Consider the following 25,451-nt stretch of genomic DNA (forward strand, 5'->3'; position numbering starts at 1 on the left):
AGCCGGTCGGCTCCGGACCCGCCCTCGTCTCACACCTGTGACCGGTTGCCCGCGAAGGCGACCGGGAGTCGCAGCTCGTGGCCCTTGAACAGGTCCGCTTCGGCCGCTTCGGCCTCGGTCATCCAGCGGTGGTCGGACGCTTCGAGTTCGGCGAGGCGGATCTCCTGGCCGGGGCGGGTCCGGCGCGCCGTGAAGCTCATGATCATCGGCATCCGGCTGTCGCCGAGCGCGGTGTCCCGCTTGTCGAACACCATCGACAGTCCGGTGAGCTCGACGTCGAGGCCGGTCTCCTCGAAGGCCTCTCGGATCGCGGCGAGGGCGACGGGTTCGCCGACCTCGGTGCCGCCGCCGGGCGCGGCCCACTGGCCGGTGTCGGTGCGCTCGATGACCAGGACGCGGCCCTCGTCGTCGAAGATCACGGCATCCGCGCCGGTCGCGATGCCGAAGGCGGCGAGGTCGCCGCAGTCGATCCGCAGGTACGCCAGGTCGGCCGCGACGGCGCGCGCGCAGTGCGCGGCGATCCGGTGGTGCCGCTCGATCGAATAGGGACTCGTCTCGGACGCGAGGGATTCCCGGGCCACCGCCGCGACCTTGTCGAGGATCGCTTTGGCGTCCCGCGACACGCGCAGCGGGCCGCGGTCGCGCGCGACCGCGCTGTCGGCCGGGGCGAAGGTCGGCAGCTCGCCGGCGAGGTCGGGGTCGGCCGGGTCGAGCAGCTTCTCGGCCGCGTCGGCGTCGAGGCCGGTCGCGAACTCGTAGACGAGCAGGTAGGTGTGCGGGCACGGCAGGTCCGCGAGGTCGGTGTCGGCGATCGCGACCGGCCGGTCGGGGACGTCGGCGCCGAGCGCGGCGGCCGCCGCCGCGAGGCGCTGGGCGAGGGTGTCCTCGCGGAACCGGCGGCGGTGGACCAGCCGCCTGCCGTCGCCGCACTCGATGCGGAACTCGGTGCCGGGGATCGGGGTCCGCAGCCCGGTGTCGGACGCCAAGATGGCCCGGATCTCGTCGGACGGCCGGTGGTCGACCAGAGCGAGCAGTGCCGCGGCGTGCTCGCGCACGGCGCGCAGCCGGGCCTCCTCATCAGGGCCGCAACCCCAGTAGAGGCCGTTCGCGGCTTCGGCCCGGAGCATGTCGGCGAGGCGGGCGAGGCCGATCGCCTCCGGGCGTGCGTCCGTGGTCGGGGTCGTCGTCATGGCGCTCCTCTGCTTCGGCGGTGCGGAGTGTCAGATCGTACGCTGCCTGGCAGCGCCTCAGATCGTACGTTGTCCGACGGCCGCGCGGGCGGCGCTCAAGGCGTCCTGGGTCGAGGCGATCAGGGCCGGGTCGCCGAGCTTCTGCCGCATGATCAGCACCTCGGCGAGCACCTCGACGGCCAGGTGCGGGCGGCGGGCGTCGATGAGGTGCTTCCCGTAGTGCTGCAGCGCGAAGTGGAGGGTGTGAGGGCTCTCGGCCTGCGCGATCTCGATGGCCCGCTCGTACAGCGGCTCGGCCTCCGCGAGCTCCCCGGGGTAGCGGTAGGCGTCGCCGAGGTTGATGAGGGCCGCGACGCGCTGGTGCGCCGTCGCGGCTCGGGACACGGCTTCGGCGAGGACCCGCTGCGCCTCGGCGTACTCCCCCAGCGCGATCAGCCCGACGCCCGCCTGCCGCAGCTCGGGCTGGGAGAGCCGCTCCTCGCGGGCGAGCTCGTACCGCACGAGGCGGCGCAGGCGGTCCGGCTCGGTCGCGTACATGCGCCCGTCGTTGCCGGTCGCGATGAGTTCGGCGATCTGTTGCTGCTCAGCAGACAATGGCGTGTCCCCCGTTCCGCGCCTGGGATGGGCCGCGAGGCGGCCTGTGGCGAGGATAGAGCGGGGCCGGGCGTTTGCCCAGCCCCAAGCCCTGCATCAACCGTAGCTCGGCGGGTTCACCGCCTGCGAAGGATGAGCCCCTGGTACTGGTCGACGGCGGACTCGAGCGGGGTGTAGTTCGCCTCCACGAGGTCGAAGTGCTCGGATGCGAGGTTCTCGATGGCGGCGGCCGTGAAGAACGAGAAGAACCGCTTCGGCTCGTACCGGTCGGTCTCCCACACCCCTTCGTGGTCCTGGCCGCCGTACTGTCCCCAGTAGAACCAGCCGCCGGGGGCGAGGACGCGCCGCACCTCGGCGAGCACGCCGGGCAGCTCGGACTTCGGCACGTGCAGCAGGCAGTTCATGCCGAACACGGCGTCGAAGGAGCCGTCCGCGAACTCGAGGTCGCTGAAGTCCATCACCGCCGCTTCGAGGCCGTTCGCGCGGCAGTGCGACACGAGCTCGGGCGAGAGGTCGACGCAGGTGACCTTGAATCCCTCGTCGGCGAAGTACCGGCCGCTGATGCCGTGGCCCGCGCCGATCTCGAGCAGGCTCGCCGCGTCCGTCTCGCGCAGGCGCCCGGCGAACCGGCGGCGCTCCAAGGCCTTCCAGGGTGTGTCATCCATGCCCGCGCGGGCGTCTGCCTCGGCGTCGTAGGAGCGGCGCAGATCCCGTTTGACCTCTTGGTAGTCCATACGACCGATGATGCCAGAGGGGTGCGACGGGCGGCGGCGCTGGCACCGCTTCACTATCGTGGCCCGGACCGCCGCACAGCTGTCGACGAGAGGGCTACCTGTGACAGAGAGTGCCACTGCCGCAATCGAAAACGACTCCGGGGTCGCCGCCAGACCAAGCGCCGTCACCGCCGCGCAGACGCTCCTGTGGGTCCTGTTCGCGGCCGGGCTCTGCACCTTCGGGCCCTACCTCTACACGTCCCTCTTCCCGCCTGAGGACCATGTGTTCAGGCTCGACATGGTCGCCGGGACGGCAGTGCTCAACCTCGCGGTCGTGAGCCTGCCGCTCCTGGCGTTCCGGGTGGGGAGGCGCGGCTGGGCCGCCCGGCTGGCGGCGTTCGCCGTCTGCGCCGCGAGCGCCCTGGTGTTCAGTGCGTACCTGGCGCCGATGGCGACCGACCCGTTCTACCGCGAGAACGGCGACATGGCGATGGCGGGCGTCTGGCTGCTGCAGTTCGTGGCGCTGCCGATCGCCGCCGCCGCATGCCTCTTCACGCCCGCCGCCAACCGCTGGTTCCGCTTCGGGGCCTAGCCGAGGCCGGCCTCGGCGAGGGCGCGGTTGCGGGCCTTCTTCGGGAGGCGGTCGACGTAGACGGTGCCTTCCAGGTGGTCGTACTCGTGCTGGAGGCATCGGGCGAGGGTGCCGGTGCCCTCGATGCGCACCGGCTTGCCCTCGCCGTCGAAGCCCTCGACGACGGCCGTGGCCGAGCGCGGCGTGTCCTCGAACGCGCCGGGCACCGAGAGGCAGCCCTCGTCGTCGACGACGAGCTCGCGGGGCGCGGGCGGCAGGTGGAGCACCGGGTTGACCACGGCTGCCACGTGGCGCTCCCCCTGGGCGTCCTCGCAGTCGAGCACGAACACGCGGGCGTCCACGCCGATCTGGTTGGCCGCCAGGCCGACGCCATTGGCCGCGTACATGCTCGCGAACATGTCCTCGATCAGCTCCGCCAGCGCGTCGTCGAAGGCCTCGACGGGGGCGCAGGCGCGGTGCAGCACGGGCTCGCCGTACCGCGTGATCGGGTGCGCCCGGCCGCGTTCGCCGGGCACGGGGCCGGTCGCGTCGGCGGGGGCGTCGTGTTCGTGGTCGGTCACCGGTGTCTCCTTGTCCGCCAATCGGTCTCCCTCTTGGGGTCGTTCCGCCCGGGGCGGTGGCATATCACATGTCACACATCCGCCCCGTTATTGCAAGTCTATTGCAGCAGACTCGGCGATTCGCGGCGCTTCCGGGGAGCAGGTTCCGCGCGGGAGGGAACGCGCGGCGGTCGCCGGGCGTCTTAGTGGCACTGATGCCCGCCCGTCACCGTTCGAGAGGTTGCCGTAGTCGTTTCGTGACGCGGCGGGACGAGCATTGGAGACACCGGCGGCGCCGCCGCTCCACCCCTTGACCCCTTGCGAGGCTTGCCATGCGACTCCTCAGACCCGCCGCCGTGCTCGTCGCGGCCGCGCTGTTCCTCTTCGGCTGCTCGAGCGCGGGCGGCGAATCGGGCGTGCAGAGCGACGACATGGCCGCACCGGAGGCGGCCGACGCCGTCGAGCCCGAGGCGCCCGGCGGCGTCGCGAATCCGCAGGTCGACACGGACAACCGGGCCGTGATCTACCAGGCCGTGCTCGATGTCGAGGACGAGGACGCCGAGGGCGTCGCCGAGCACGCCTGGGACCTCGCCGAGTCGTTCGGCGGGTTCGTGACCGCCGACGAGCGGGACCGAGCGACCGGGGAGGAGGCGTCGTACAGCAGCGCCCACCTGGTCCTGCGGGTGCCGTCGGAGCATTTCGACGCCGCGATGGACGGCCTGTCAGGGCTCGCCGAGAAGGAGCGGTACCGGTCGGTGACCACTGAGGACGTCACTGAAGCCACAGTGGACCTCGCGGCGCACATCGCGACGAAGACCGCGAGCGTCGAGCGGGTGCGCGCGCTGCTGTCCGAGGCGACCTCGGTGAGCGCCATCCTCGATCTGGAGTCCGAGCTCGCCGAGCGCGAGGGCGAGCTGGCGTCCCTGGAGTCGCAACTGGCCGACCTGCAGGACCGGGTCGCCTTGTCCACCATCGATTTCACCGTGGTCACACCGTCGGTGCCGGACGAGCGCGAGGAGGGCTACGCCGGTCCGGCGAACTTCTGGGACGGCCTGGTCGTGGGCGCCAAGGGCGCGTGGGGCGTCCTCGTGGCGGTCTCGGTCGTGATCGGGGTGCTGCTGCCGTTCCTGCCGGTCGCGGCGCTCGCGGCCGCCGCCGTGATCGTGCCGATCCGGTTGGCGCGCAAGCGCCGCCAGGCGCGACCGGACCGTCCGGCGTCACCCGTGCCCGCCGCTCCGCCGCTGCCGGTCACGCCGCCGGAGCAGTGAGACTCGAGGCGAGGGGCCGGCGGACGGTGACCGCCGAGCCGTTCGCCCGCTACGCGAGGGTTTGCTCGCTCCACCGATACCGCAGCAGGTCCTCCCGATGCCGAGGAGGCATTGGAGGACCTGCTGCGCGTGAAGTCGGTCTGATTCGCAGGACGGGCCCTAGAGGCTCCAGACCTCGATCTGGCCCATGCCGGTGCCGGTGGCGACGACCTGGTGGCCGTCGATCTCCAGCACCTCGGCGGCGGTCAGCGCCTCATCGCCGGAGTGCTCGGCGAAGCTCTCGCCGATCTGGGCGCCGGTCTCGATGTCGAACAGGCTCAACCCCTGGTCGCCGGAGGCGAGCACCGCGGCCTTGCCGTCGATCTCGATCACGCGCAGCCCGCTCACGGTCTGGTAGAGCTCCTGCGCGGCGACGCCGTAGGGCTCGGCGGCGGCGAGGTCCCACGCCTGCACGGTGCCTTCGCCGGTGACGGTGACCGCGAGGCTCTTGCCTGCGGCCTGGCCGGCGGCGAGCGCCATGATCTCGTAGGCGAGCTGGTCGAAGGTGCCGCCGACGGGCTCGCCGCTGGCGAGGTCGGTGACGACCACGCGGTTCTCGTAGTGGCTGACGGCGCGCAAGTTGCCGTCGACCTCGCAGAACGCGAGCCCGTAGCCGTACGAGGTCGAGATGTCGGTGATCACGTTGCCGGTGAACAGCTGCTTCACCTCGTAGTCGGTCGCGTAGGCGGGGGTGCCGTCCCACAGCCCGTACCAGTAGATGGTGTCGTACTGGGATTCGCGGTCGGCGACGGCGGTCTCGGGGTCGTCGAGGTACCAGGTGTCGTCCGTGGTGCCGTCGCTGGAGAAGACGGCGACGCGGCCGTCGGCGTCGGGGACGACCCCGAGGCTCTGGATCGCGCCTTCGTGGCCGCGGTACTGGCCGATCAGCTCGCCGCTCGCGGGGTCCCAGATGCGCACGATGGCGTCCTCGCCGCCCGTGAGGACGACCGGCCTCCCTTCGAGCTGGGCGACTTCGAGCTGGGTGATGGCCCCCACGTGCTGGGTGGACATCCGAGCGACGAGGTCGCCTTGCGCGGCTTCGGCGAGCGCCACGAGGCCGTCGTCGTCGCCGGTGGAGGCCGAGCCGTCGGTCTCGTCCCCGGTGGTCTCGGCACCGTCCTGAGTGGCCTCACCAGTGGTGCTCTGGGCGTCCTCGAGCGCGGAGTCCTGGCCGTCGCGGCGTTCGCCGAGGACCGCTGGGATCGCGATGGCGGCGAAGGCGAGCACGGCCACGACCGCTACGGCGGTGAGGACGATGACGCCCTGCTTGGACTTGATCCAAGGGCCCTTCTCGGTCGGCGGGACCGGCCCGGTCGGGTAGCCGGGTTGGACCGGGACGGGACCGGTCATGTGGCTCGGCGCGACCGGCGAGCCGGGGTGGGGCTGGGTGCGCGGCGGGGGCGGCGCGGCCACCGCCTGCGGGGTCGGCTGCGATGGCGGCGCCGAGGGATGAGGCAGGCGCATCGTCTGCCCGGTCGGGGCGGGCGCGGGGACCGCCATGGGGGTGGCGGTCTGCGGCGGCAGGGCCGGGCTCGGGACCGAGATCGGGGTGCTCACCGTGTGCTGGGCGACCAGGCCGCCTTCGGAGACGGCGAGTTCGGGCTGCTCGATCGCGGAGGGGACGATGCCGAGCTCGCGGTGCAGCAGGCTCGCGACGAGCGGCATCCGGCTCGCGGCGCCGACGAGGAACAACGCCGCGACCTGCTCTTTGGCGAGGCCCGATTCGCGGATGACGCCCTGGGTGACGCGCAGGGTGCGCTCGACCAGCGGCGTGCACACCTCCTCCAGCTCGTCGCGCGTGAGGTGGACGTCGATGTCCAGGAGCGGGATCGTGAGCTCGGTCGAGGCCGAACGGGACAGCCGCTCCTTCGCTTGGCGCACTTCGTCCATGAATGCGGTGCGGTGGCGCAGGTCGGCGGGCTCGGCGGGGCTCGTGAGCCGCCGCCAGCGCTCGTCGTCCGGTTGGACGGACTTGGCGAGGTGCTCGGCGAGGGCCTGGTCGAAGTCGAGGCCGCCGAGATCTGGGGCGCCGTCGACGGCGAGCACGTCGAAGCCGGTGGTGGCGCGGCGCAGGACCGTGGCGTCGAAGGTGCCGCCGCCGAGGTCGTAGACGACGACGCCGGAGCCGGGCGGCACATGGGCGCCGAGGGTCTCGACGAAGTAGCTGGCGGCGGCCACGGGCTCGGCGACGAGGTCCACAGTGCCCAGTCCGGCGGCGGTGGCGGCGTCGGCGACCACATGGCGGCGGGTCGGCCCCCACGCGGCGGGCACGGTCACGGTGACGGGGCCGAGGGCGCCGAGGGTCTGCTCGCATTCGCGGGCGACGCGCGAGAGGACCGCGGCGATGACGCTGGTGACGGGGATTTCGGTGTCGCCGAGGAGAATCTGGGCGTCGTCGATGCGCCGCTTCGGGTTCGGCTCGTACCGGTCGGGCTTGCGGCGGCCGGAGTGGACGGCGTCGGCGCCGACGACCGGTCCGCCCTCGTCGTTCATGAACACCGCGGAGGGCAGCTGCGGGGAGCCGTCGAACAGCTGCTGGTGGACGCGTCCGTCGGCGCGGCGGATCGTGGCGACGGTGTGCGAGGTGCCGAAGTCGACGCTGATCGAGGCGGGTCGGGGGCTGGAGAAGGACATGCCGCAACTGTAGTGACCTGGGTCCAGCGGATGGGATGTAGGGAACCGCGGTTCCGCTTGGACCCGTGTGCTTCCGGGGCGCCTGGGAGAATGCGCGGGTGGGTATTCAGGTGCAGCTGCGGCGGGCGAACACGGTGTTCCGGTTCGTCGCGCTCGGCTACCCGATCCTGCTGGGCGCGTTCGCGTTCGACTCGCTCCTGCGCCCGGTCTGGGGGGCGCTGCTGGTCGTGGTGCTCCTGGTCTGGACGTGGGCGGCGACCGAGTGGTACCGGCGGCGCGGGTACGAGCCGAAGGCGCTGTACGCGGACCTGGCGGTGACCGTGGCGGCCGTCGCGGCGTCATCGTGGGCGCTGGCGCGGGCCGGGGGCGAGGTGCCGGTGTCGGTGGGGCCGTGGATGGCCGGGGCGGTGCTGGCGTGGGCCGCGGCCTGGGGCAGGCGGTCGGGGGCGATCGCGGGCGCGGTGGTGGCGGTCGCGGGGATGGCCTTCCGCGGCGGCGTCCACTCCAGCACCGTGAACGAGGCGGTCCTCTTGGTGCTCACCGGGTTCGCGGCCGGGCACCTGGTGCGGCTCGGGGTCGTCGCCGAGCAGCGGATGCGCGAGGCCGCCGAGCGGAACGCGGCCGCGCGCGAGCGCGAGCGGCTGGCGCGGGACATCCACGACTCGGTGCTCCAGGTGCTGGCGCTGGTGCAGCGGCGCGGCAGCGAGATCGGCGGCGAGGCCGCCGAACTGGGGCGGCTCGCCGGGCGCCAGGAGGAGGCGCTGCGGGCGCTCATCCGGTCCGCGTCGTACCGGCGGCCGCTGGACGGGCAGCGGGACCTGCGCGAGCTCCTCGGGCGCCACGAGGGGCCGGACGTGACGGTGGCGGCCCCGGCGACGCCGGTGCTGCTGCCGGCCGAGACCGCGCGGCAGTTCGCGGCGGCGGTGGCGAGCGCGGTCGACAATGTGCGGGAGCACTGCCCTGCGGCGACGCGGGTGTGGCTGCTGCTGGAGGACGACGGGGAGGCGGTCACGGTGAGCGTGCGCGACGACGGGCCGGGGTTCGCGCCCGAGCGGCTGGCGGCGGCGGCCGCGGAGGGCCGCCTGGGTGTGGCGCAATCGATCCGGGGCCGGATCAGGGAGCTGGGCGGGAGCGCCGAGATCGTCTCGGCGCCCGGGGAGGGCACGGAGGTGGAGATGCGGGTGCCGCGCGTCGAGACTGAGGCGGGAGGTGCCCGTGGCGACGCTCGTAGTGGTCGATGACCATCCTATATGGAGAGAGGCGATCGGCCGGGACCTGACCGGGGCCGGGCACAAGGTGCTCGCGGTGTTCGGGGAGGGCCGGGCGGCCTTGGACGGGATCCGGTCGCTGCGACCGGACGTGGCGATCCTGGACCTGCAGCTGCCGGGGCTCTCGGGGGTGGGGGTGCTCCAGGGTCTGGGCGAGGACTGCCCCACCGCGGTCCTGGTGCTGTCGGCGAGCGGAGAGTCGACGGATGTGCTGGAGGCCATCAAAGCCGGGGCGCGCGGGTACCTGGTGAAGTCGGCGTCGCCCGCGGAGCTCGCCGACGCGGTGGAGCGGGTGGCGGCGGGGGACGCGGTGTTCACGCCGGGCCTGGCCGGCCTGGTCCTGGGCGAGTACCGGCGGCTGGCGAACGCGCCCGAGCCCGAGGAGCGGCCGCAGTTGTCGGAACGGGAGACCGAGGTCCTGCGGCTGGTCGCGAAGGGTCTGGGGTACAAGGAGATCGCCGCGAGGCTCACGCTGTCGCCGCGGACCGTGCAGAACCACGTCCAGAACATCCTCTCCAAGCTCCAGCTGCACAACCGGTCGCAGCTGGTGCGGTACGCGATCGAGCAGGGCATCGACGGCGACTGAGCATGCCGCGGCGGCCGGCGACCCCGGCGGCGCTGAGTACTTTCGGCCCCTCATTTTGAGTAGAAGCGCCGATGCGCGATGCGCTTGCGGCGCTGTCAAATGGAGGGCATGAACGCCTACATCACCGCCGCGGGCGCGTACCTCCCCGGTCCCCCGGTCGGCAACGACGAGATCGCGGCGCGCCTCGGCGGCGTCGACGAGCGAGGCGACCGGCTGCGCCGCCGCATCCTCGCCGCCAACGGGATCGCCAAGCGCCACTACGCCCTCGACGCGCAGGGGCGCACGACCGAGCTGAACGAGGAGCTGGCCGCGAACGCGCTCCACGCGGCGCTGGACGAGCGCGGCCTGGGCGCGGCCGACCTCGACATGCTCGCGACCGCGACCACCCAGGGCGACCTCCTCGTCCCCGGGTTCGCGTCGATGGTCCACGGCCGCTTGGGAGGCGGCCCGATGCAGGTGCTCTCGGCCGCCGGAGTGTGCTCCTCGAGCCTCGCCGCCCTCGATGCGGCCGTGGCGAAAGTGCGGTTGGGCGACCGCCGGCGCGCGGCCGTCGTCGGCAGCGAGCTCTCCAGCCGGTGGCTGCGCAGTTCGCGGTTCAACGGCGGCGGCGACGGCGACGCGCACTTCCTGCGCTGGATGCTCTCCGACGGCGCCGGGGCCGTGCTCGTGGAGGGGCGGCCGCGCCCCGACCGGCCCTCGCTGCACGTCGACTGGGTCCGCACCGTCTCGCTCGCCCACGCCCACCCGGTGTGCATGCGCGCGGGGATGGGCGAGGGCGCCGCGCCCGTCGCGGGCCGCACCTGGCAGGACATGGGCAGCGCCGCCGCGGCCGAGCAGGCCGGGATGATGCTGCTGCGCCAGGACACCAGCGCCCTCGGCGCCCTCGCCGAGGCCGGGCTCCGCGAGTTCCAGGCGCTCGCCCGCGAGGGCCTCATCGACCTCGGCAAGCTCGACCACGTGCTCTGCCACTACTCGACGAACGCGTTCCGCGACATCGTCTTCGACCAGCTCGCCGCCGCCGGGGCGCAGATCGACACGGGCCGGTGGTTCTCCAACCTCGAGACGCGCGGGAACACCGGCGCGGCCTCGATCTTCATCGCCCTCGAGGAGTGCTGGCGGACCGGCCGGTTCGAGCCGGGCCAGACCGTGCTCCTGGCCGTGCCCGAATCGGGCCGGTTCTCGTTCGGCTTCGCGCATCTGACCTGTGTGGACGGCGCGGCGGCGGAGGCTCCGGCGGTCGCGCCGGTCGCCGCACCCGTCGCGGCGCAGGAGGCCGCGCCGGCCGTCACCCGCGTCGCGCCCCGGTCGGAGCGCCTCCACGACCGGCTCGACGCCGTCTGGCAGGAGTTCGAGCAGCGGCTCGACCAGGTGCCCGTCATGCGCCGCCTCAGCGAGGGCACCGCCACGCTCGAGGACTACCGGCGGCTCCTGTTCAACCTGCGCCAGCAGGTCGCCGACGGCGCCCGCTGGATCTCCCGCGCCGCCTCCAACTTCTCCGTCGACCTGTTCGACCTGCGCAGCGCCGCCATCGGCCACGCCGCCGAAGAGCACCGCGACTTCATGATGATCGAACGCGACTACGCCGCCTGCGGCGGCTCCATCGAGGACATCCGCGCCGGCGAGAAGAACATCGGCTCGGAAGCGCTGTCCGCGTACATGTTCCACACCGCGAGCCAGCCCGACCCGATCGGGCTCCTCGGCGCGATGTTCATCATCGAAGGCCTCGGCACCGGCAAGGCCTCCGGCTGGGCCGCCCGCTTCAAGGCGACCCTCGGCCTGCGCGACGACCAGGTCAGCTTCCTCTCCTACCACGGCGAGGCCGACGACGACCACTTCGCGAAGCTCCAGGCGATCCTCGACTCGCCCCGCATCGACGCCGCGTCCGCCGACGCGATCGTCAAGACCGCCAAGACCGTCGCCCGCCTCTACGCCCTCCAACTCGAAGAACTCGACCATGTCTGAGCCGCCAGGCGGGCCGCTCGCCGACCCTCCCATGTGGGACGCGATGGTCCGCGACCCCGCTATGCCGCTCGAACCCGAGGTCGCCCGCATGGTCACCGACGACCAGCGGCAGTGGACCCGCACCTGGATCTACCCGGTCCTGCGGCCCGTCTCGCGGGTGCTCGCGCTCGTCATCGTCGCCCTCAAACGCCTGACGCCGGTGCGCTGGACCGCGCACCGGCTCATGGACCGGCTCTGCCTGTGGTTCCTGCGCCGCTTCGTCTCCCCGCTGGCGGTCGAACTCCTCATCCGCCACTTCGTGATCGAGACGAACCTCCTCAACTTCATCGTCCGCAACACCGCCACCGCAATCGACCCCGTCGCCCTCCGCCCGGTGAACCTCGCCGGGCTCGGCGACCGGGCCGTCATCGAACACGACATCAACGTCTACCAGGTCCTCGCCGCCCTCGACATGACCCGCGTCGGCCCGCTCGACTTCTCCGACCTCGACATGCCGCCGCTCGACCCCGAGGCGCACCGGTTCCGGCTGCTGCGCCTGGACATCCAGACCGCCCTGTGCCTCATGAACCTCCCGTTCGCCGCCTGCCTCACCCCCGACGAGTACCGGCGCGCCGTGCACTCCATGCGGTTCGACGACTCGATCCTCGCCATCCTCGCCGACCTCACCGGCGACCCGGTGTTCCTGCGCTGGCAGAACGGCGACCTCTCAATCCGCGCCGACTCCAACACCGACGTGCCGCACGCGGTCTACCGCCACGCAGTGGTCTGCGAGTACGCCCACGCGCACCTGGTCAGACTCGCCGCGAATAGATGAACCTCGATACCGATCTGTCCGGTTGCCGACAGATCCGTCCCTTTGGCGTCAATAACGCGTCAAGAACGTTGACGAGGGCGTCCCGCGGTGGTGCGCTTGAGAAACCAGCGGATCTCTCCCGGAGGTGCAAGATGGAGCGCACGCCCTCGACCCCGTACTCCCGCATCGGCGGCCTGGCCGCCCTCGGCGGCTCGGCCCTCATGGTCGGCTCGATGTTCATGCCGTGGGTCGACACCGGAGGCGGCTCGCTCGACTACTGGCACCTCTCCGGCGTCGCCGGCGTCCAGCCGGACACCCGGACCCACCTGCTGGCCCTCGGCCTCATGCTGCTGCTCGTCGTGTGGTGCGCCCTGTACTTCACGCTGCACACCCACGAGACCCGCACCGTGTGGGCCTTCGGCGGCCTCGCGGGCGCGATGATCCTGTACGGCAGCGACCTGCGCATCAGCGAAGACCTCCCGGCGGGCTCGCTCGCCTCGGGCGAGGTCGCCGCCGCGATCGGGCTGCTCCTGCTCGCGGCCGGATCGGTCATGGCGCTCGCCGCCAACATCCCCGAACCGGCCCCGGTCCCCCACCGGACCGGGAAGGCCTCGCTCTAAGGAGTCACGAACCCCCGCCCGCCTGCGCGGGTATGGCCGATTCGCCGTGCGCGAATCGGCCATTCGCGTGCCCCCGCCGCACATACGCTTCCCGGACGCACCCCTCCCGCGCGATCGCGCCGGGCCCGAGCGAAGGGAAACGACCTTGGTAGACATGGCGCAGGCGGAACGGACGCAGGCGGAGGCGCAGGAAGCGCCGAACGAACTGCTCACCGGCGACGCCTACCTCGAAAGCCTCCGCGACGGCCGCGAGGTGTACCTCTACGGCGAGCGCGTCGCGGACGTCGTGGACCACCCGGCGTTCAAGCAGGCCGCAAGGTCCACCGCGCACCTCTACGACGCCCTGCACGACCCGAAGACCGCCGACACGATGACCACCGTCGACCCGCACACCGGCAACCGCGTGCACCGGTTCTTCACGCCCGCGCGATCGGCCGAGGACCTGATGAAGGCCCGCGAGGCCATCGACCTGTGGGCCCGGATGAGCTACGGGTTCATGAACCGCACCCCCGACTACAAAGCCTCTTTCATGGCCGGGCTCGCGGTCACGCACGACTTCTACGAGCCGTTCGGCGACAGCGCCCGCGGCTGGTACGAGCGGTACGCGAAGCAGGGCCTGTCCATCAGCCACGCCATCGTGAACCCGCCGGTGGACCGCAACAAGGCCGCCCACGACGTGCGCGACGTGTACGTCCGCGTGGTCGAGGAGCGCGACGGCGGCATCGTGGTGGACGGCGCGAAACTCATGGCCACCGCCTCGGCGCTCACGCACGCCGCGTTCGTCGGCCAGATCCACCTCGCGAACCTCGAGAAGGGCAAGGCCGAGGACCTGGCGCTGGCGTTCATCGCGCCCATGAACACCCCCGGCATGAAGGTCGTGTGCCGCCCCTCCTACGAGATGAAGGCCAACAGCCCCTACGACAACCCCCTGTCGAGCCGCTTCGACGAGAACGACTCGGTGCTCATCTTCGACAAGGCGTTCATCCCCTGGGAGAACGTCCTCATCTACCGCGACACCGAGAAGGTCCACGAGTACTTCCCGCGCTCGGGACTGCTCTCGCGCGGGTTCTTCCAGGGCGCCATCCGCATGGCCGTGAAACTCGAGTTCATGGCCGGGATCCTCGACAAGGGCACGCGGCTGAACGGCACCCACTCCTTCCGCGGCGTGCAGGCCGGACTCGGCGAGCTCCTCGCCTGGCGGCACGTCACCGAGGCCGTCACCACCGCCATGGCCGCCGACCCCGAGCCCGGCCCGGAAGGGACCGTGCTGCCGAAGATGGCGTACGCCGCCGGATACCGGGCCCTCGCGCCGCTGTCGTGGGAACGCACGCACCGGTTCTTCGAGGAGCACCTGGCAGCGGCGCTCATCATGACCCCGGCCAGCGGCGCGGACATGCTCAACGGCGAACTGCGGCCCCTCCTCGACCGCTTCTACCGCGGCTCGGCCGGGTCCAGCGAGGAGCGGGTGCGCCTGTTCAAGCTCGCGTGGGACGCCCTCGGCACCGAGTTCGGCGGCCGCCACGAGCTGTACGAGCTGAACTACGCGGGCGGGCCCGACCAGGTGCGGCTCGACACCCTCGCGTGGTCGCGCGCCGCCGGGCTCCTCGACGACTACGGCGACCTGGTCGACCGCTGCATGGCCGACTACGACCTGAACGGCTGGACCCGCGGCCGCTGGTCCGAGTGAACCCAACCAGAGAAGAAGGAACCGTCCAATGAAGATCCTCCTGTTCGGCGCAAACGGCCACATCGGCTCGGCCATCCGGGACGAGCTGCTCGCCCGCGGCCACGAGATCACCGCCGCGAGCCGCACCGGAACCGGCCCCGACCTGCACGGCCTGTCCTGGGAGGCCTGCGACGTGCTCGACACCGAGGCCGTTGCGGCCCTTGCCAAAGGCCATGACGCGGTCGCCAGCGCGGTAGGCCCGAAGGTCGGCGTGGAGAACGACGAGAAGACGATCCTCGGCGCGGCCCGCAGCCTCATCGAGGCCCTGCCCGCGGCCGGCGTCCGCCGCCTCGTGGTGCTCGGCGGGGCCGGGAGCCTGGAGGTCGCGCCCGGCGTGACGCTCGTGTCGACGCCGCAGTTCCCGGCGCAGTGGAAGGCGAACGCGCTCGCGCAGTCGGCCGCGCTCGACCTGTACCGCACGGTCGGCGGCCTCGACTGGACGTTCGTGTCGCCCGCGGCGCTGATCGAACCGGGACCGCGCACGGGCGAGTTCCGGGTCGGCGGCGACCGGCTCCTCAAGGACGGGGAGGGGAAGAGCCGCGTCTCGATCGCCGACTACGCCGTGGCGTTCGCCGACGCGATCGAGGACGCCCGGACCTTCCAGCGCCGCATCTGCGTCGCCTACTGAGGGAATTGGAGACTTGCCCATGCAACGCCTGGACGGCCCGCCTTCGCGGGCCGCGTACGCCTGGCTCGTGGTCGTGCTGGGAGCGCTCACCGCGCTCGGCCCGCTGTCCAACGACGCCTACCTGCCGAGCTGGCCGCAGCTCTCGGCCGACCTCGGCGCCTCGGCGTCGGCGGTCCAGCTCAGTCTCACCGCGTGCCTGGTCGGCCTCGGCTTCGGCCAGGTCATCGCCGGCCCGATCTCCGACGCCCTGGGCCGCAAGGTCCCGCTGCTCGCCGGGCTCGCGCTCTATGTGGCGACCTCGGTGCTGTGCGCCGTCGCGCCCGACGTGTGGACGCTCGTGGGCCTGCGGCTCCTGCAGGGGATCGGCGGCGCGACGGGCATCGTGATCGCCGCCGCGATCGGGCGCGACAAGTACAACGGCGCGGACGCGGCCCGGTTGTTCGCGGCGCTGATGCTCGTCACCGGGATCGCGCCGGTCCTCGCCCCCGTCGGCGGCGGCCAGCTGCTGCGGGTCATGGAGTGGCCCGGGATCTTCATCGCGCTGGCCGCGTGCGGGGCGCTGATGCTGCTCGCTGTCGGCTTCGGGTTCCGCGAGTCGCTGCCGGCCGAACGCCGCCAGACCGGCGGGCTCGCGGCCACGCCGCGGGTGTTCGCGGGTCTGCTCGGCGACCGGCGGTTCCTCGGGTACACGCTCGCGGCCGGGTTCGCATTCGGCGCGATGTTCGCCTACATCGCCGGTTCGCCGTTCGTGCTCCAGGAGCTGCACGGCATGTCGCCGCAGATGTTCAGCGCCGTGTTCGCCGTCAACGCGCTCGGCCTCGTGATCGCGGCGCAGGTGAGCGGCCGCATCGTGCACAAGACCGGTCCGCTGCGACTCCTGCGGATCGGCACCGCGAGCTCCGCGGTGGGCGGCGTGGTCGTGCTGACCGGGGTGCTCGCCGACGCCGGGCTGCCGGTGCTGCTGGCGGGGATCTTCGTCGTCGTCTCGGCCGTGGGCCTGGTGATGCCGAACTCGATGGCGCTGGCGCTGGCCGACAACGGCGACAACGCGGGGGCGGCCGCTTCGCTCATCGGGCTCGCCACGCACCTCTTCGGCGGGCTCGCCGCGCCCTTCGCCGGTGTCGCGGGCGCCGCGAACGCCCTGCCGATGGCCGCGTCGATCGCGGCCCTGGCCGTCGCCGGGTTCGCGTCGCTCGCGGTCCTGTCCCGGACCGGGCCGGCCGTCGCGGCCGACGCGCCCGTCGCGGCGAACGGGTAGGGGGCCCGCGATGAGGGCGTTCGAATTCCCCGGGCAGTACTACGAGGTCATTCGCGGGACGCTGCGCGACGTGCACGCCGAGACGGCGTACCTCGCGGACTGGCTGGCCAAGAGCGGCAAGACGACCGGCGGACGGGTGCTCGACCTGGGCTGCGGCACTGGCACCACGCTGCGGGCGCTCGCCGCGCGCGGCCACGGCGGCGTCGGGGTCGACGCCAGCGCGACGTTCATCGCCTGGGCGGCCGAGGCCGGCGGGGACGGTCTCGAGTACGTGCGGGCCGACCTGACCGACTTGGACGTCGCCGAGTTCGCGACCGAAGAGCCCTTCGACCTGGTCGTCTGCCTCTTCGCGACGCTCAACATGGTGCCGCCCGAGGCGCTGGTGCCGCTGCTGCGGCAGGTCCGCGGGCGGCTCGCGCCCGGCGGGCACCTGGTCCTCGACGCGGCGCACCTGCTCGGCTTCGTCGACACGTACCAGCCGTCGATGATCGCGCACCACCAGCGCGACGGCGTGCTGCTCACGCGGATGGTCCACACGAGCGTGAACGGCCACACCGCGTGCTGGCGCAATGAGGAGACGATCCTGGCTCGGGACCCCGACGGCGCGGTCTCGATGCACGAGAACGGCTTCGACCAGTGGGTGCTGACGGCCCCGCAGATCCGCGGGGCGCTGGCCGCCGCCGGGTTCCGGGTCGTCGCCGAGCACGGCGGCTTCCGCGACGCGCCGCCGCCGCCGTTCGGCAAGGGCCCGCTGGTCCAAGTCGCCGCGCTCGACGGCTGAGTCGCTTCGTCGCGACCCGGTCCGAGAGCTTGACACGAAGGAGACCCCATGCCCGTGAAAGTGGCGATCAACGGCTTCGGCCGGATCGGCCGTAACTACCTCCGCGCCGTGCTCGAACGCGGCGAGGACGTCGAAGTGGTCGCGTTCAACGACCTCGGCGACGTGGCGACCTGCGCGCACCTGCTCGCCTACGACTCGGTGCTGGGCAAGCTCGGCGAACCGGTCGAGCGCACCGAGGACGGCATCCGCGTCGGCCGCCACCGGCTGCGCGCGTTCTCCGAGCGCGACCCCTCCCGGCTCCCTTGGGGCGAGCTGGGCGTCGACGTGGTCGTCGAGAGCACCGGTGCGTTCACCGATGCGCGCAAGGCCAAGGCGCACTTGGACGCGGGGGCCCGCAAGGTGATCATCACCGCGCCCGCGAAGCACCAGGACGTCACGCTGGTCATGGGCGTGAACGACGGCGTGTACGACCCTGACGAGCACCACCTGGTGTCGAACGGGTCGTGCACGACGAACTGCCTGGCGCCCATGGCGAAGGTGCTGCACGAGGCGGTCGGGATCGAGACCGGACTGATGACGACGGTCCACGCGTACACGCAGGACCAGAACCTTCAAGACGGGCCGCACTCGGATCTGCGGCGGGCGCGGGCGGCCGGGATGAACATCGTCCCCACCTCGACCGGCGCGGCCAAGGCGATCGGCCTGGTGCTGCCCGAGCTCGACGGCCGGCTCGACGGGTTCGCGATGCGCGTCCCGGTCGTCACCGGCTCGGCGGCCGACCTGACCGCGACGGTCCTGCGCGACACGACCGTGGAGGAGGTCAACGCCGCGCTCAAGGCCGCCGCCGAGGGGCCGCTCAAGGGGTACGCGACGTACACCGAGGACCCGCTCGTGTCCTCGGACATCGTGACCGACCCGGCCTCGTGCATCTTCGACGCCGGGCTGACGAAGGTCGTGGGCCGCCAGGTGAAGATCGTGGCCTGGTACGACAACGAGTGGGGCTTCTCGAACCGCCTCGTCGACGTCACCGGCCTCATCGGACGCTAGCCCGCCTCCCGATAAAGGCTCCGGCCCGGTCCCCGCGAAGGGGGCCGGGCCGGAGTCCTTTTCCGTGCCTTCAGGCGTTGCGGTTGCGGTAGTGGCGGTTGACGCGGGCGCGGTTGCCGCAGTCGGGCGAGCACCACTTGCGGCGCGGGTCGGTCTTGGCGAACAGGCGGATGCAGTCCGGTGCGGCGCAGGCCGACAGGAGGTGCCGCTGCTCGGAGCAGCACAGTTCGATGGCGGCGCCGGCGATCTCGGCGAGGGCGGCGGCGACCGGGGCGGCGGCGCTGACGCGGGCGATGACCGGGTCGCCGTCCCAGTCGAGCCGGGGCCAGCCGGGCGCGGCGGCCGCGTGCCGGTTGAGCCGTTCGCGGTCCGCTTCGGCGGGGACCTCCCCCGCCGCCTGGGACTCGATGACGGACCGGATGCCGTCGCGCAGGTGGCGGGCCTCGCTGGCGTCGGCTTCGCCGACCTCCGTCAGGGCGTGCTCGGGAAGCGCCGTGCGCAGCGAGGGCGCGATCTCGGCGAGCCAGGCCGCCAGGCCCGCGGGGGTCTCGATGGCGTCCTGGAGGCGGCCGCGGCGGAGCCGGACGGTGTTCGCGAGGGCGATCGGCAGGTCGCCGGTCAGATGTACCACTGCATTCACTTCTTAATGGTATCCTATTCGTGAACCCATTAGACTCTGATGGGACTATCGCTTCGGTAACACCATGGCGACGCCTCCGCGCCGCCACAGCACTGGGTCCGAGTCCGGCCAGCGCGGCGCTGACAGCGGCGTCCGCGTTCCAGGCGGCCGTTGGGGAGACGCCGCCGCTCGCGCCGGTCGGCTCGGCCGGCAACGCGAGGGAGTCTTCTCGTGCATTTCGAATCAGCTGTCGTCGACGCGCCCCCGCTCGAGTGGGAGCGACTGCTGGGAGGTCGGGTCACGGTCGCCCATGCCGACCCCGCCGCCCAGCGCCTCCGTCCGCTCGGGCCCGGGGGCGTCAACGCCACGGCCCTGAGCACCGGCCCCGCCACCGTCCGCCACACTCCCGTGCCCGGCACCGGCATCGTCGACTTCTGGTACGTCGCCGAGGGATCGGTGCTGGCCGTCCAGGACGGGCGCAGCATCGCGGCCCAGGAAGGGGATCTCGTCTCCACCGACCGGAATCAGGCGCTCAAACTGCGTTTCACCCGGACCGCCACCAAGGCGCTCCACATCCCGCTCACCGTCCGCCGGCTCGGCCTCACCCCGGTCGAGGCGCGCGCGGTCGCCGGGCGCCGGTGGACCCGCGACAAGGGCCCGGCGACCTTACTGCTTTCGGTGCTCGGCGGCCTCGCCGCCTCGATCGACGAATGCGACGACGCGGCGTTCCAGCCGTTCGCCCACCACTTGACCGACCTCGTCGCCTGCGCCGCGGCCGAAGCGGCCCGCTCGCACGGCGGCGACCGCGAAGTCCGCACCGCGATGCTCATGCGCATCCAGGGCTACGCGAAGCTGCACCTCGACGACCCGTCGCTCGACCTCGCCTCGCTCGCGCGGCAGCACGGCGTGTCCGTGCGGTACGTGCAGAAGCTGTTCCAGGAGCACGGGCTCAGCCCCACCAAGTGGATCCGGCGCGAACGCCTGTCCCGCTGCCTGGCCGACCTCCAGGACCCGCTCAAGTCAGGCGTCAGCGTCGCGATGATCGGGCGCTGCTGGGGGTTCCTGACCCCCTCGTACTTCACCCGGGCCTTCCGCCAGGAGTACGGCCTCACCCCCCGCCAGATCCGAGCCGCGACACAACCCGAAGGAGCATGATGATGCGACCGATCGAACACCCCGGCGAGCAGGCCGTGCAGGAGCGCGCGGGCGAAGGCGGGCCCGGATGGGGCTCGCCGATGTTCGGCGCCTCGCTCTCGGGCGGCTTCGCCGAGTTCCTGCAGCGCCAGTGCATGCTGTTCCTCTCCTCAGAGGATGAGGAGGGCCGCATGTGGACGACCACGGTCGCCGGACGCCCCGGCTTCGCGCACGCCGCCGACCACCGGACCCTCCTCGTCGACGCCCTGCCCGCCGGGGGCGACGCGCTCGGGACCGCCCTCCGCGACGGCGCCGACGTCGGCGTCCTCGCGCTGGAACCGCAGACACGCCGGCGCATCCGCGTCAACGGGACCGTGACCCGGCGCGACGGCGGCCTGGCGATACGCACTGAGCAGGTGCTCGGCAACTGCCCCAAGTACCTCCAGGTGCGGGAGGTGACGGCCTACGACGAGACCCCGCCGGGCGCCGCCGTCGCCCGGAAGGGACTCGATGCGGCCCAACGCGAATGGATCGAGTCCGCCGACACGTTCTTCATCGGCTCCCGCTCCCCCGAGCACGGCGCCGACGCCTCGCACCGCGGCGGCGAACCCGGATTCGTCACCGTCGAGGACAACGTGATCCGCTGGCCCGACTACCTCGGCAACTCGTTCTACATGACCCTCGGCAACATCGAGGTCAACCCCGCCGCGGGACTCCTGTTCGTGGACTGGGAGACCGGCGCGACGCTCCAGCTCGCCGGCGATTGCCGCGTCGACTGGGACCCCGCCGCCGCGGCGGCGCTCCCCGGCGCGCTTCGCGTCGTCGAGTTCACCGTCCGCAGTGTCGTGCAGGTCGACGGCGCGAGTCCGCTGCGGTGGCGGCTGCTCGACCGCTCCCGGCACAACCCGCCCGCCGCCTGCATGGTGGCGTAGCACCGCGAGGGGCCAGGCCGTACGGCCGGGCCCCTCGCGCCGACCGCTCTATTCCTCGAGGAAGTCCGGCTGGTCGGCCACGATCTGGTCCCACAGGAGCTGGAACGAGAACCAGCCCAGGTGGGGGTCGCCGAACCCGTCGCGCGCGAGCTTCGCCTGCTCCGGGCTCATCGGCTTCACCTCGCCCGCCGCGCTCGCGACGAGCTGCACCCGCGCGGCCTGCTCGTACGTGAAGAACCAGTGCGCCGCTTCGTCGATGGAGCCGCCCACGGTGACGAGCCCGTGGTGGGCCATGAGGAGCGCCCGCTTGTCCCCCAGGTGCCGCGCGATGCGCCGCCCCATCTCGAAGTCGACCGCCGGTCCGTCGTACTCGCTGTAGAGGACCTGGTCCTCCCAGAACGCCGCCGACTCCTGGTCGATGGGCTCCAGCAGCCGCCCGAGCGCCCCCAGCGCCCGCGCGTACACCGTGTGCCCGTGCGCGGCCGCCTCGGCGTCCGGCCGCTGGTCGTGGATGTGGTAGTGGATGACGAACGCGCTCGGGTTCACCAGGCCCTCCCCGGCCACCACCCGCCCGGCCGCGTCGACGCAGATCAGGTCGGCCACCCGCAGCCGCTCGAAGGCCTTCCCGAACGGGTTGACCCAGAACCGGTCCGGGTACTCGGGGTCGCGCACCGACAGGTGCCCCGACACCCCCTCCGAGTAGCCGAACTCGCCGAACAGGCGCAGCGCGGCCGCGAGCCGCTGCTTGCGGTGGCGGCGCTCGTCCTCGACCCGCTCGAACACCGGCCGCTGCGGCAACGGCAGGCCGGTGTCGGTGTCGGCCAGGTACGAGGGCTTGGCGGTGTCGTTCACAGCAGTGTCGTTCACAGTGGTCTCCTAACGGTTCGCCGGGGTGGCGAGGGGTCGGCGCTGGAGCGAGAGGCTCGCAGCGATGTCCCGGGCGCGGTCCACCAGGGACGGGATGCCGAAGGTGAAGAAGAGCGTCCCGGCGGCCAGGTCGCCGAGGACGTAGAGGCGGTCGTCCGGCCCGCCGCGGCCGACCGCCCGGCTCGTCGCCGGGTCGATCCGCAGGCCGCCGTGCGGGTGCGGGCGGGCCGCGCCCGAGCGGACCAGCGAGTCCACCAGGGGCGCGGCGGCCGGCGGGACGCGGTGGCGCGGCGCGCTCGCCGCGTTCACCACGGTGGCGACCTGGAGCTTCCGGCCGCCCGCCTTCACGGTGAACCCGCCGCGCCGGGGCCGCACGTCGGCGAGCCCGCCGACCACGTCCAGCCGCCCGGAGTCCATGAGGGACAGCAAGGTGGCGGCGCTCGCGGGCGGCATCGGGCAGCACAGGCTCATCAGGGTCCGGTAGTGCTCCTGCAGCACCAGCTCGCGGTCGCGCGCGTCGAGGCGCGGCCACACGTCCGGGCCGGTCTCCGGCACCGCCTGCTGCAGGATCCGCAGGCCGAGGTCGGGGTCGTCGACCATGGCGAGGTGGCGCGCCAGCCTGGCCCGCGGCTCCTCCCGGCCGAGCGAGGACAGCTCGCGGGCCACGCCCGCCGCGTCGAACCCGCCCGCCGCGATCTCCGCGGCCATGAGCGCCGTCAGATCCTCCAGGCGCAGCGGCCCTCGCCGCGCCAGCTCCCGGATGCGGTCGACCTTGAAGTGCCGCAAGCGGCTCGGCGTGTACCGCTGGCGCACCCCCGGCAGCACGCCGCTGCGCGAGACCAGCGCGATCCGCCCCTCCGAGCGGGTCGCGGCCAGCGCCAGGACCGTGTCCACCGCCGTCAGGCCGGAGCCGATGACGGCGGTGTCGCCCTCCACCGGCTCGAGCGCGGTCAGCGCCGGGTACGGGTCGGGCACGTATCCGGTGGCGCCGTCGAGTCCGTAGAGGTCGGCGGGGCGGCCGACGCCGACGCAGAGGACGAACGCGTCGAACGGCTGGAGGCGGCCGTCGTCGGTGCGGACGACCACCTGCTCGCTGGTGCGCAGCACCCCGGTGGCGGCGCAGCGGCGCAGCGCCACCGTGCCGCCCGCCCCTTCGATGGCCGCGATCGCCTCGGCGGCGGCGGCTTCGAGGTAGGCGCCGTACCGCTCGCGCGGGACGAAGCGGTCGCCGGACCACGGATCGGGTTCGGCCGCACCGCCGTTCGCGTCGAGCCAGCGTTCGAAGTGGCCGTGGTCGCCGTCCCTGACCGACATCTCGGGCGGCGGCGCGTTGACGCGGACCGCGGGCAGGTCGCAGCGGTACGGACGGCCGCGCCACGGGGCGGGCGCCGGATCGAAGACGGTGACGTCGACGCGGTCGGCGCTGCGGGCCAGGGCGTCGAGGAGGCAGACGGCCGAGGCGCCCGCTCCCGCGATCGCGAGCCTCATGGCCGCCCGCCCGAGGTCGAGAACTCGCCGGCCTCGAAGCGCCGGCTGAGCAGCGTGCGGCGGAGTTTGCCGATGCCGGTCTTGGGGACGTCGGCGCGGGTCACGGGGACGACGTGGCGGGCTTCGAGACCGTGGACGGCGCGGACGGCGTCGCGGATCTCCTTGTCCAGCAACGCGGTGTCGGCGCCGGCGCGGGGGTGGTAGAAGACGGCGAGGCCGCTGTCGCCGTCGGCCGGGTCGACGGCGCACGCGACGGTGTAGGAGGGCTCGACCCCGTCGAGTTCCTCCACCGTGGACTCGATCTCGTGGCCGTGGCGGGCCTCGCCCGCCACCACGACGGTGTCGCCGTCGCGGCCGGTGACGGTGAGGCGTCCGTCCTCGATGTACGCGAGGTCGCCGGTGCGGAACCAGCCGTCGGCGGTGAAGGTGCGGTCGTTGACCTCGGGGTTGTTGTAGTAGCCGCCGAAGACCGGGGCGCCGGAGGCCTGGAGGAGGCCCTGCTCGCCTTCGGGGAGCACCTCGTCGAACTCGTCGACGACGCGCAGGCCCACGCCCGGGTGCGGGCGGCCGACGGAGATGAAGCGCCCGGCCCCCGCGGCGCCGGGTTCGAAGCGGCAGTCCACGATGCCCGAGGAGGTCTCGGACATGCCCCAGCCGGGGCAGATCGCGTCGGCGGGCAGGGCGAACGGGTGCAGCAGGCGCAGGAAGCGCTGCAGCACCGCCGGTTTGATGGCCTCGCCGCCGTTCATGATGTACGTGAGGGCGCTGAGGTCCCAATCGCGTCCGGCCATGCGGGAGGCGTTGTCGTTGACGAGTCCGAACGCGAAGTTCGGCGCCCACGTGGCGGTCGAGCCGCGGCGGCTCATCTGGTCGATCCAGCGCAGCGGGTCGTCGAGGATCCACTGGATGCGGGCGTGGGCCTGCTCGCACTGGAGGTAGGTGTCGCGCAGGTGGAACATGACGAGGCCGCCGACGTGGTCGAGCGGCATCCAGTTGAAGGACCGCATGGTCCGGTCGAGGCCGGCGGCGCGGACCGTGGCCTCGGTGCGGGCGAGGAGGTTGCGGTGGGTGAGCATGACGGCCTTGGGGGTGCCGGTGCTGCCCGAGGTGAGGAGCAGGAGCGCGAGGTCGTCGAGGCCGCCGGGTGTGAAGTCGGTGCGGGAGTCGGCGGCGCGGAGGTCGCCGATCGAGCCGAGGCGTTCGGCGCGGGCGGAGGCGGGTCCGGGCTGCGGCCCGTCGTCGACGATCCAGACGCGGTCGCCGGGCTGCCACAGCTCGTCGAGCGCGGCCGGGTGCGGCGCGCCGGAACCGGTGCCGAGCGGCAGGGGCGTCAGGCCGCCGAGCATGCAGGCCCAGAAGAGGGCGAGCAGGTCGGGTTCGTCGGCGACTTTCGCGATGACCTTGTCGCCGCGGCGGGCGCCGCGTTCGCGCAGGCCGCCGAGGATGCGGGCGGCGTCGTGCGCGAGGGCGCCGTAGCTCTGGCGCTCCTCGGTGTCGGCGTCGCGGACGTAGGTGATGCCGCCGGAGCTGCCGCGCGCGGCGCGGAGCAGGACGTCGGCGAGGGTCGCGGCGTCGGGTGCGGTCGGTTCGGGGCCCCAGAGCCGGGAGGGGGTGTGCGTGCGGGGCCGGGTCCGGCTGGCGCTGGTCATGGCTTGGCCACCTCCAGGCTGCGGAACTCGCCTTCGACGAAGATGAGCGGGCCGTCGTTGTCGCCGAGGCCGGTCGCGAGGACCTCTCCGACGATCATGGTGTGGTCGCCGACGCTGATGCGGCGGTCGAGCCGGCATTCGATCCATCCGGGGCCGTCGAGGAGGAGCGCGCCGCTGGCGTGGCCGGGGCGGCCCATGGTGGTGACGGCTCGGGCGCGGGCGTCCTGGTCCTGCGCGAAGGTGCGGGCGATCTCCTCGTGCTGCCCCGAGAGGATCGAGACCGCGAAGTGGCGGCTGGAGAGGATCGCGGCGAGGAAGCGCGACTCGTGGCGCAGGCTCAGGGCCACCAGTGGCGGGTCGAGCGAGAGCGAGGTGAAGGAGTTGACGGTGACGGCGTCGTGGCGGCGACCGGCCGGCTCGTCGGTGTAGGTGGCGGCGACGCAGACGCCGGTGACGAATTGGCGCATGACGCGGCGGTGGTCTGGTGGCATGGCGATGGTCCGTCCTTGACGAGGTGGAGAGCG

The 25,451-nt window shown here is 72.8% G+C and carries 24 protein-coding genes; 14 read left to right on the plus strand and 10 right to left on the minus strand.

What is annotated here, in order from left to right:
* Positions 1 to 29: 29 nt before the first annotated feature.
* From AB0K52_RS10225 to AB0K52_RS10235, 3 genes are all read right to left on the minus strand, one after another.
* Complete coding sequence (locus tag AB0K52_RS10225) at positions 30 to 1,190, minus strand: NUDIX domain-containing protein (RefSeq protein WP_363529026.1); 1,161 nt, start codon at positions 1,188 to 1,190, stop codon at positions 30 to 32.
* Positions 1,191 to 1,247: 57 nt separating this feature from the next.
* On the minus strand, positions 1,248 to 1,784 hold the full coding sequence (locus tag AB0K52_RS10230) for a tetratricopeptide repeat protein (RefSeq protein ID WP_363529029.1): 537 nt from the start codon (positions 1,782 to 1,784) through the stop codon (positions 1,248 to 1,250).
* Between the two features lie 116 nt (positions 1,785 to 1,900).
* Positions 1,901 to 2,518, minus strand: a complete 618-nt coding sequence (locus AB0K52_RS10235; protein WP_363529032.1) for a class I SAM-dependent methyltransferase — start codon at positions 2,516 to 2,518, stop codon at positions 1,901 to 1,903.
* A 100-nt stretch (positions 2,519 to 2,618) separates the two neighbouring features.
* Between AB0K52_RS10235 and AB0K52_RS10240 the strand changes: the two genes are divergently transcribed.
* Positions 2,619 to 3,089, plus strand: a complete 471-nt coding sequence (locus tag AB0K52_RS10240) for a hypothetical protein (RefSeq protein WP_363529035.1) — start codon at positions 2,619 to 2,621, stop codon at positions 3,087 to 3,089.
* Here AB0K52_RS10240 and def read toward each other — a convergent pair.
* Positions 3,086 to 3,649, minus strand: a complete 564-nt coding sequence (def, locus tag AB0K52_RS10245) for a peptide deformylase (RefSeq protein WP_363529038.1) — start codon at positions 3,647 to 3,649, stop codon at positions 3,086 to 3,088. The genes AB0K52_RS10240 and def overlap by 4 nt on opposite strands.
* A 311-nt stretch (positions 3,650 to 3,960) precedes the next feature.
* On the opposite strand from def, the gene AB0K52_RS10250 reads away from it, so the two are divergent.
* Positions 3,961 to 4,896 (plus strand): DUF4349 domain-containing protein, encoded by a 936-nt coding sequence (locus AB0K52_RS10250; RefSeq protein WP_363529041.1) that lies wholly within the window; start codon positions 3,961 to 3,963, stop codon positions 4,894 to 4,896.
* Positions 4,897 to 5,055: 159 nt separating this feature from the next.
* On the opposite strand, the gene AB0K52_RS10255 is transcribed toward AB0K52_RS10250, so the two are convergent.
* On the minus strand, positions 5,056 to 7,569 hold the full coding sequence (locus tag AB0K52_RS10255) for an Hsp70 family protein (RefSeq protein ID WP_363529043.1): 2,514 nt from the start codon (positions 7,567 to 7,569) through the stop codon (positions 5,056 to 5,058).
* A gap of 98 nt (positions 7,570 to 7,667) precedes the next feature.
* Between AB0K52_RS10255 and AB0K52_RS10260 the strand changes: the two genes are divergently transcribed.
* From AB0K52_RS10260 to gap, 10 genes are all read left to right on the plus strand, one after another.
* Positions 7,668 to 8,810, plus strand: a complete 1,143-nt coding sequence (locus AB0K52_RS10260; protein ID WP_363529046.1) for a DUF5931 domain-containing protein — start codon at positions 7,668 to 7,670, stop codon at positions 8,808 to 8,810.
* Positions 8,785 to 9,423 (plus strand): response regulator transcription factor, encoded by a 639-nt coding sequence (locus AB0K52_RS10265; protein WP_363529049.1) that lies wholly within the window; start codon positions 8,785 to 8,787, stop codon positions 9,421 to 9,423. Before AB0K52_RS10260 ends, AB0K52_RS10265 begins: the two co-directional genes overlap by 26 nt.
* Positions 9,424 to 9,531: 108 nt before the next feature.
* Complete coding sequence (locus AB0K52_RS10270) at positions 9,532 to 11,385, plus strand: 3-oxoacyl-[acyl-carrier-protein] synthase III C-terminal domain-containing protein (RefSeq protein ID WP_363529052.1); 1,854 nt, start codon at positions 9,532 to 9,534, stop codon at positions 11,383 to 11,385.
* Positions 11,378 to 12,199, plus strand: coding sequence for a hypothetical protein (locus AB0K52_RS10275; RefSeq protein WP_363529055.1), 822 nt, complete (start codon positions 11,378 to 11,380; stop codon positions 12,197 to 12,199). Before AB0K52_RS10270 ends, AB0K52_RS10275 begins: the two co-directional genes overlap by 8 nt.
* A 131-nt stretch (positions 12,200 to 12,330) precedes the next feature.
* The gene (locus AB0K52_RS10280) at positions 12,331 to 12,798 is read left to right on the plus strand and encodes a hypothetical protein (protein ID WP_363529058.1); all 468 of its coding nucleotides are present in this window, start codon (positions 12,331 to 12,333) and stop codon (positions 12,796 to 12,798) included.
* A 154-nt stretch (positions 12,799 to 12,952) separates the two neighbouring features.
* Entirely contained in the window at positions 12,953 to 14,485 is a 1,533-nt protein-coding gene (locus tag AB0K52_RS10285) for a 4-hydroxyphenylacetate 3-hydroxylase N-terminal domain-containing protein (protein WP_363529061.1), read from the plus strand.
* Between the two features lie 28 nt (positions 14,486 to 14,513).
* Complete coding sequence (locus AB0K52_RS10290; protein WP_363529064.1) at positions 14,514 to 15,152, plus strand: NAD(P)H-binding protein; 639 nt, start codon at positions 14,514 to 14,516, stop codon at positions 15,150 to 15,152.
* Between the two features lie 19 nt (positions 15,153 to 15,171).
* On the plus strand, positions 15,172 to 16,410 hold the full coding sequence (locus AB0K52_RS10295) for a multidrug effflux MFS transporter (protein ID WP_363529067.1): 1,239 nt from the start codon (positions 15,172 to 15,174) through the stop codon (positions 16,408 to 16,410).
* Between the two features lie 10 nt (positions 16,411 to 16,420).
* Positions 16,421 to 17,191 (plus strand): class I SAM-dependent methyltransferase, encoded by a 771-nt coding sequence (locus AB0K52_RS10300; RefSeq protein ID WP_363529070.1) that lies wholly within the window; start codon positions 16,421 to 16,423, stop codon positions 17,189 to 17,191.
* Between the two features lie 48 nt (positions 17,192 to 17,239).
* Complete coding sequence (gap, locus tag AB0K52_RS10305; protein WP_363529073.1) at positions 17,240 to 18,238, plus strand: type I glyceraldehyde-3-phosphate dehydrogenase; 999 nt, start codon at positions 17,240 to 17,242, stop codon at positions 18,236 to 18,238.
* A gap of 70 nt (positions 18,239 to 18,308) precedes the next feature.
* Here gap and AB0K52_RS10310 read toward each other — a convergent pair whose 3' ends face one another.
* Positions 18,309 to 18,878 carry a CGNR zinc finger domain-containing protein gene (locus AB0K52_RS10310; RefSeq protein WP_363529076.1) on the minus strand — a complete coding sequence of 190 codons (570 nt, stop codon included), beginning with the start codon at positions 18,876 to 18,878 and terminating at the stop codon, positions 18,309 to 18,311.
* 210 nt (positions 18,879 to 19,088) lie between these two features.
* Here AB0K52_RS10310 and AB0K52_RS10315 point away from each other — a divergent pair, with 210 nt between their 5' ends.
* Together AB0K52_RS10315 and AB0K52_RS10320 are read left to right on the plus strand one after the other, a co-directional pair.
* Positions 19,089 to 20,012 (plus strand): AraC family transcriptional regulator, encoded by a 924-nt coding sequence (locus tag AB0K52_RS10315; protein ID WP_363529079.1) that lies wholly within the window; start codon positions 19,089 to 19,091, stop codon positions 20,010 to 20,012.
* 2 nt (positions 20,013 to 20,014) lie between these two features.
* On the plus strand, positions 20,015 to 20,923 hold the full coding sequence (locus AB0K52_RS10320; protein WP_363529082.1) for a pyridoxamine 5'-phosphate oxidase family protein: 909 nt from the start codon (positions 20,015 to 20,017) through the stop codon (positions 20,921 to 20,923).
* A gap of 48 nt (positions 20,924 to 20,971) precedes the next feature.
* On the opposite strand, the gene AB0K52_RS10325 is transcribed toward AB0K52_RS10320, so the two are convergent.
* From AB0K52_RS10325 to AB0K52_RS10340, 4 genes are read right to left on the minus strand one after another with little or no spacing between them, the layout of a single operon-like run.
* Complete coding sequence (locus AB0K52_RS10325; protein ID WP_363529084.1) at positions 20,972 to 21,790, minus strand: class II aldolase/adducin family protein; 819 nt, start codon at positions 21,788 to 21,790, stop codon at positions 20,972 to 20,974.
* A gap of 9 nt (positions 21,791 to 21,799) precedes the next feature.
* Positions 21,800 to 23,278, minus strand: a complete 1,479-nt coding sequence (locus AB0K52_RS10330; protein WP_363529087.1) for an FAD/NAD(P)-binding protein — start codon at positions 23,276 to 23,278, stop codon at positions 21,800 to 21,802.
* Positions 23,275 to 24,927: an AMP-binding protein gene (locus tag AB0K52_RS10335; protein WP_363529090.1), complete on the minus strand. Its 1,653-nt coding sequence runs from the start codon at positions 24,925 to 24,927 to the stop codon at positions 23,275 to 23,277. Before AB0K52_RS10335 ends, AB0K52_RS10330 begins: the two co-directional genes overlap by 4 nt.
* A complete protein-coding gene (locus AB0K52_RS10340; RefSeq protein ID WP_363529093.1) occupies positions 24,924 to 25,418 on the minus strand; it encodes a flavin reductase family protein in 495 nt (164 codons plus the stop codon). Before AB0K52_RS10340 ends, AB0K52_RS10335 begins: the two co-directional genes overlap by 4 nt.
* Positions 25,419 to 25,451 lie beyond the last annotated feature (33 nt).

It is taken from the genome of Glycomyces sp. NPDC049804 (assembly GCF_040674615.1).
GTDB lineage: Bacteria > Actinomycetota > Actinomycetes > Mycobacteriales > Micromonosporaceae > Glycomyces > Glycomyces niveus.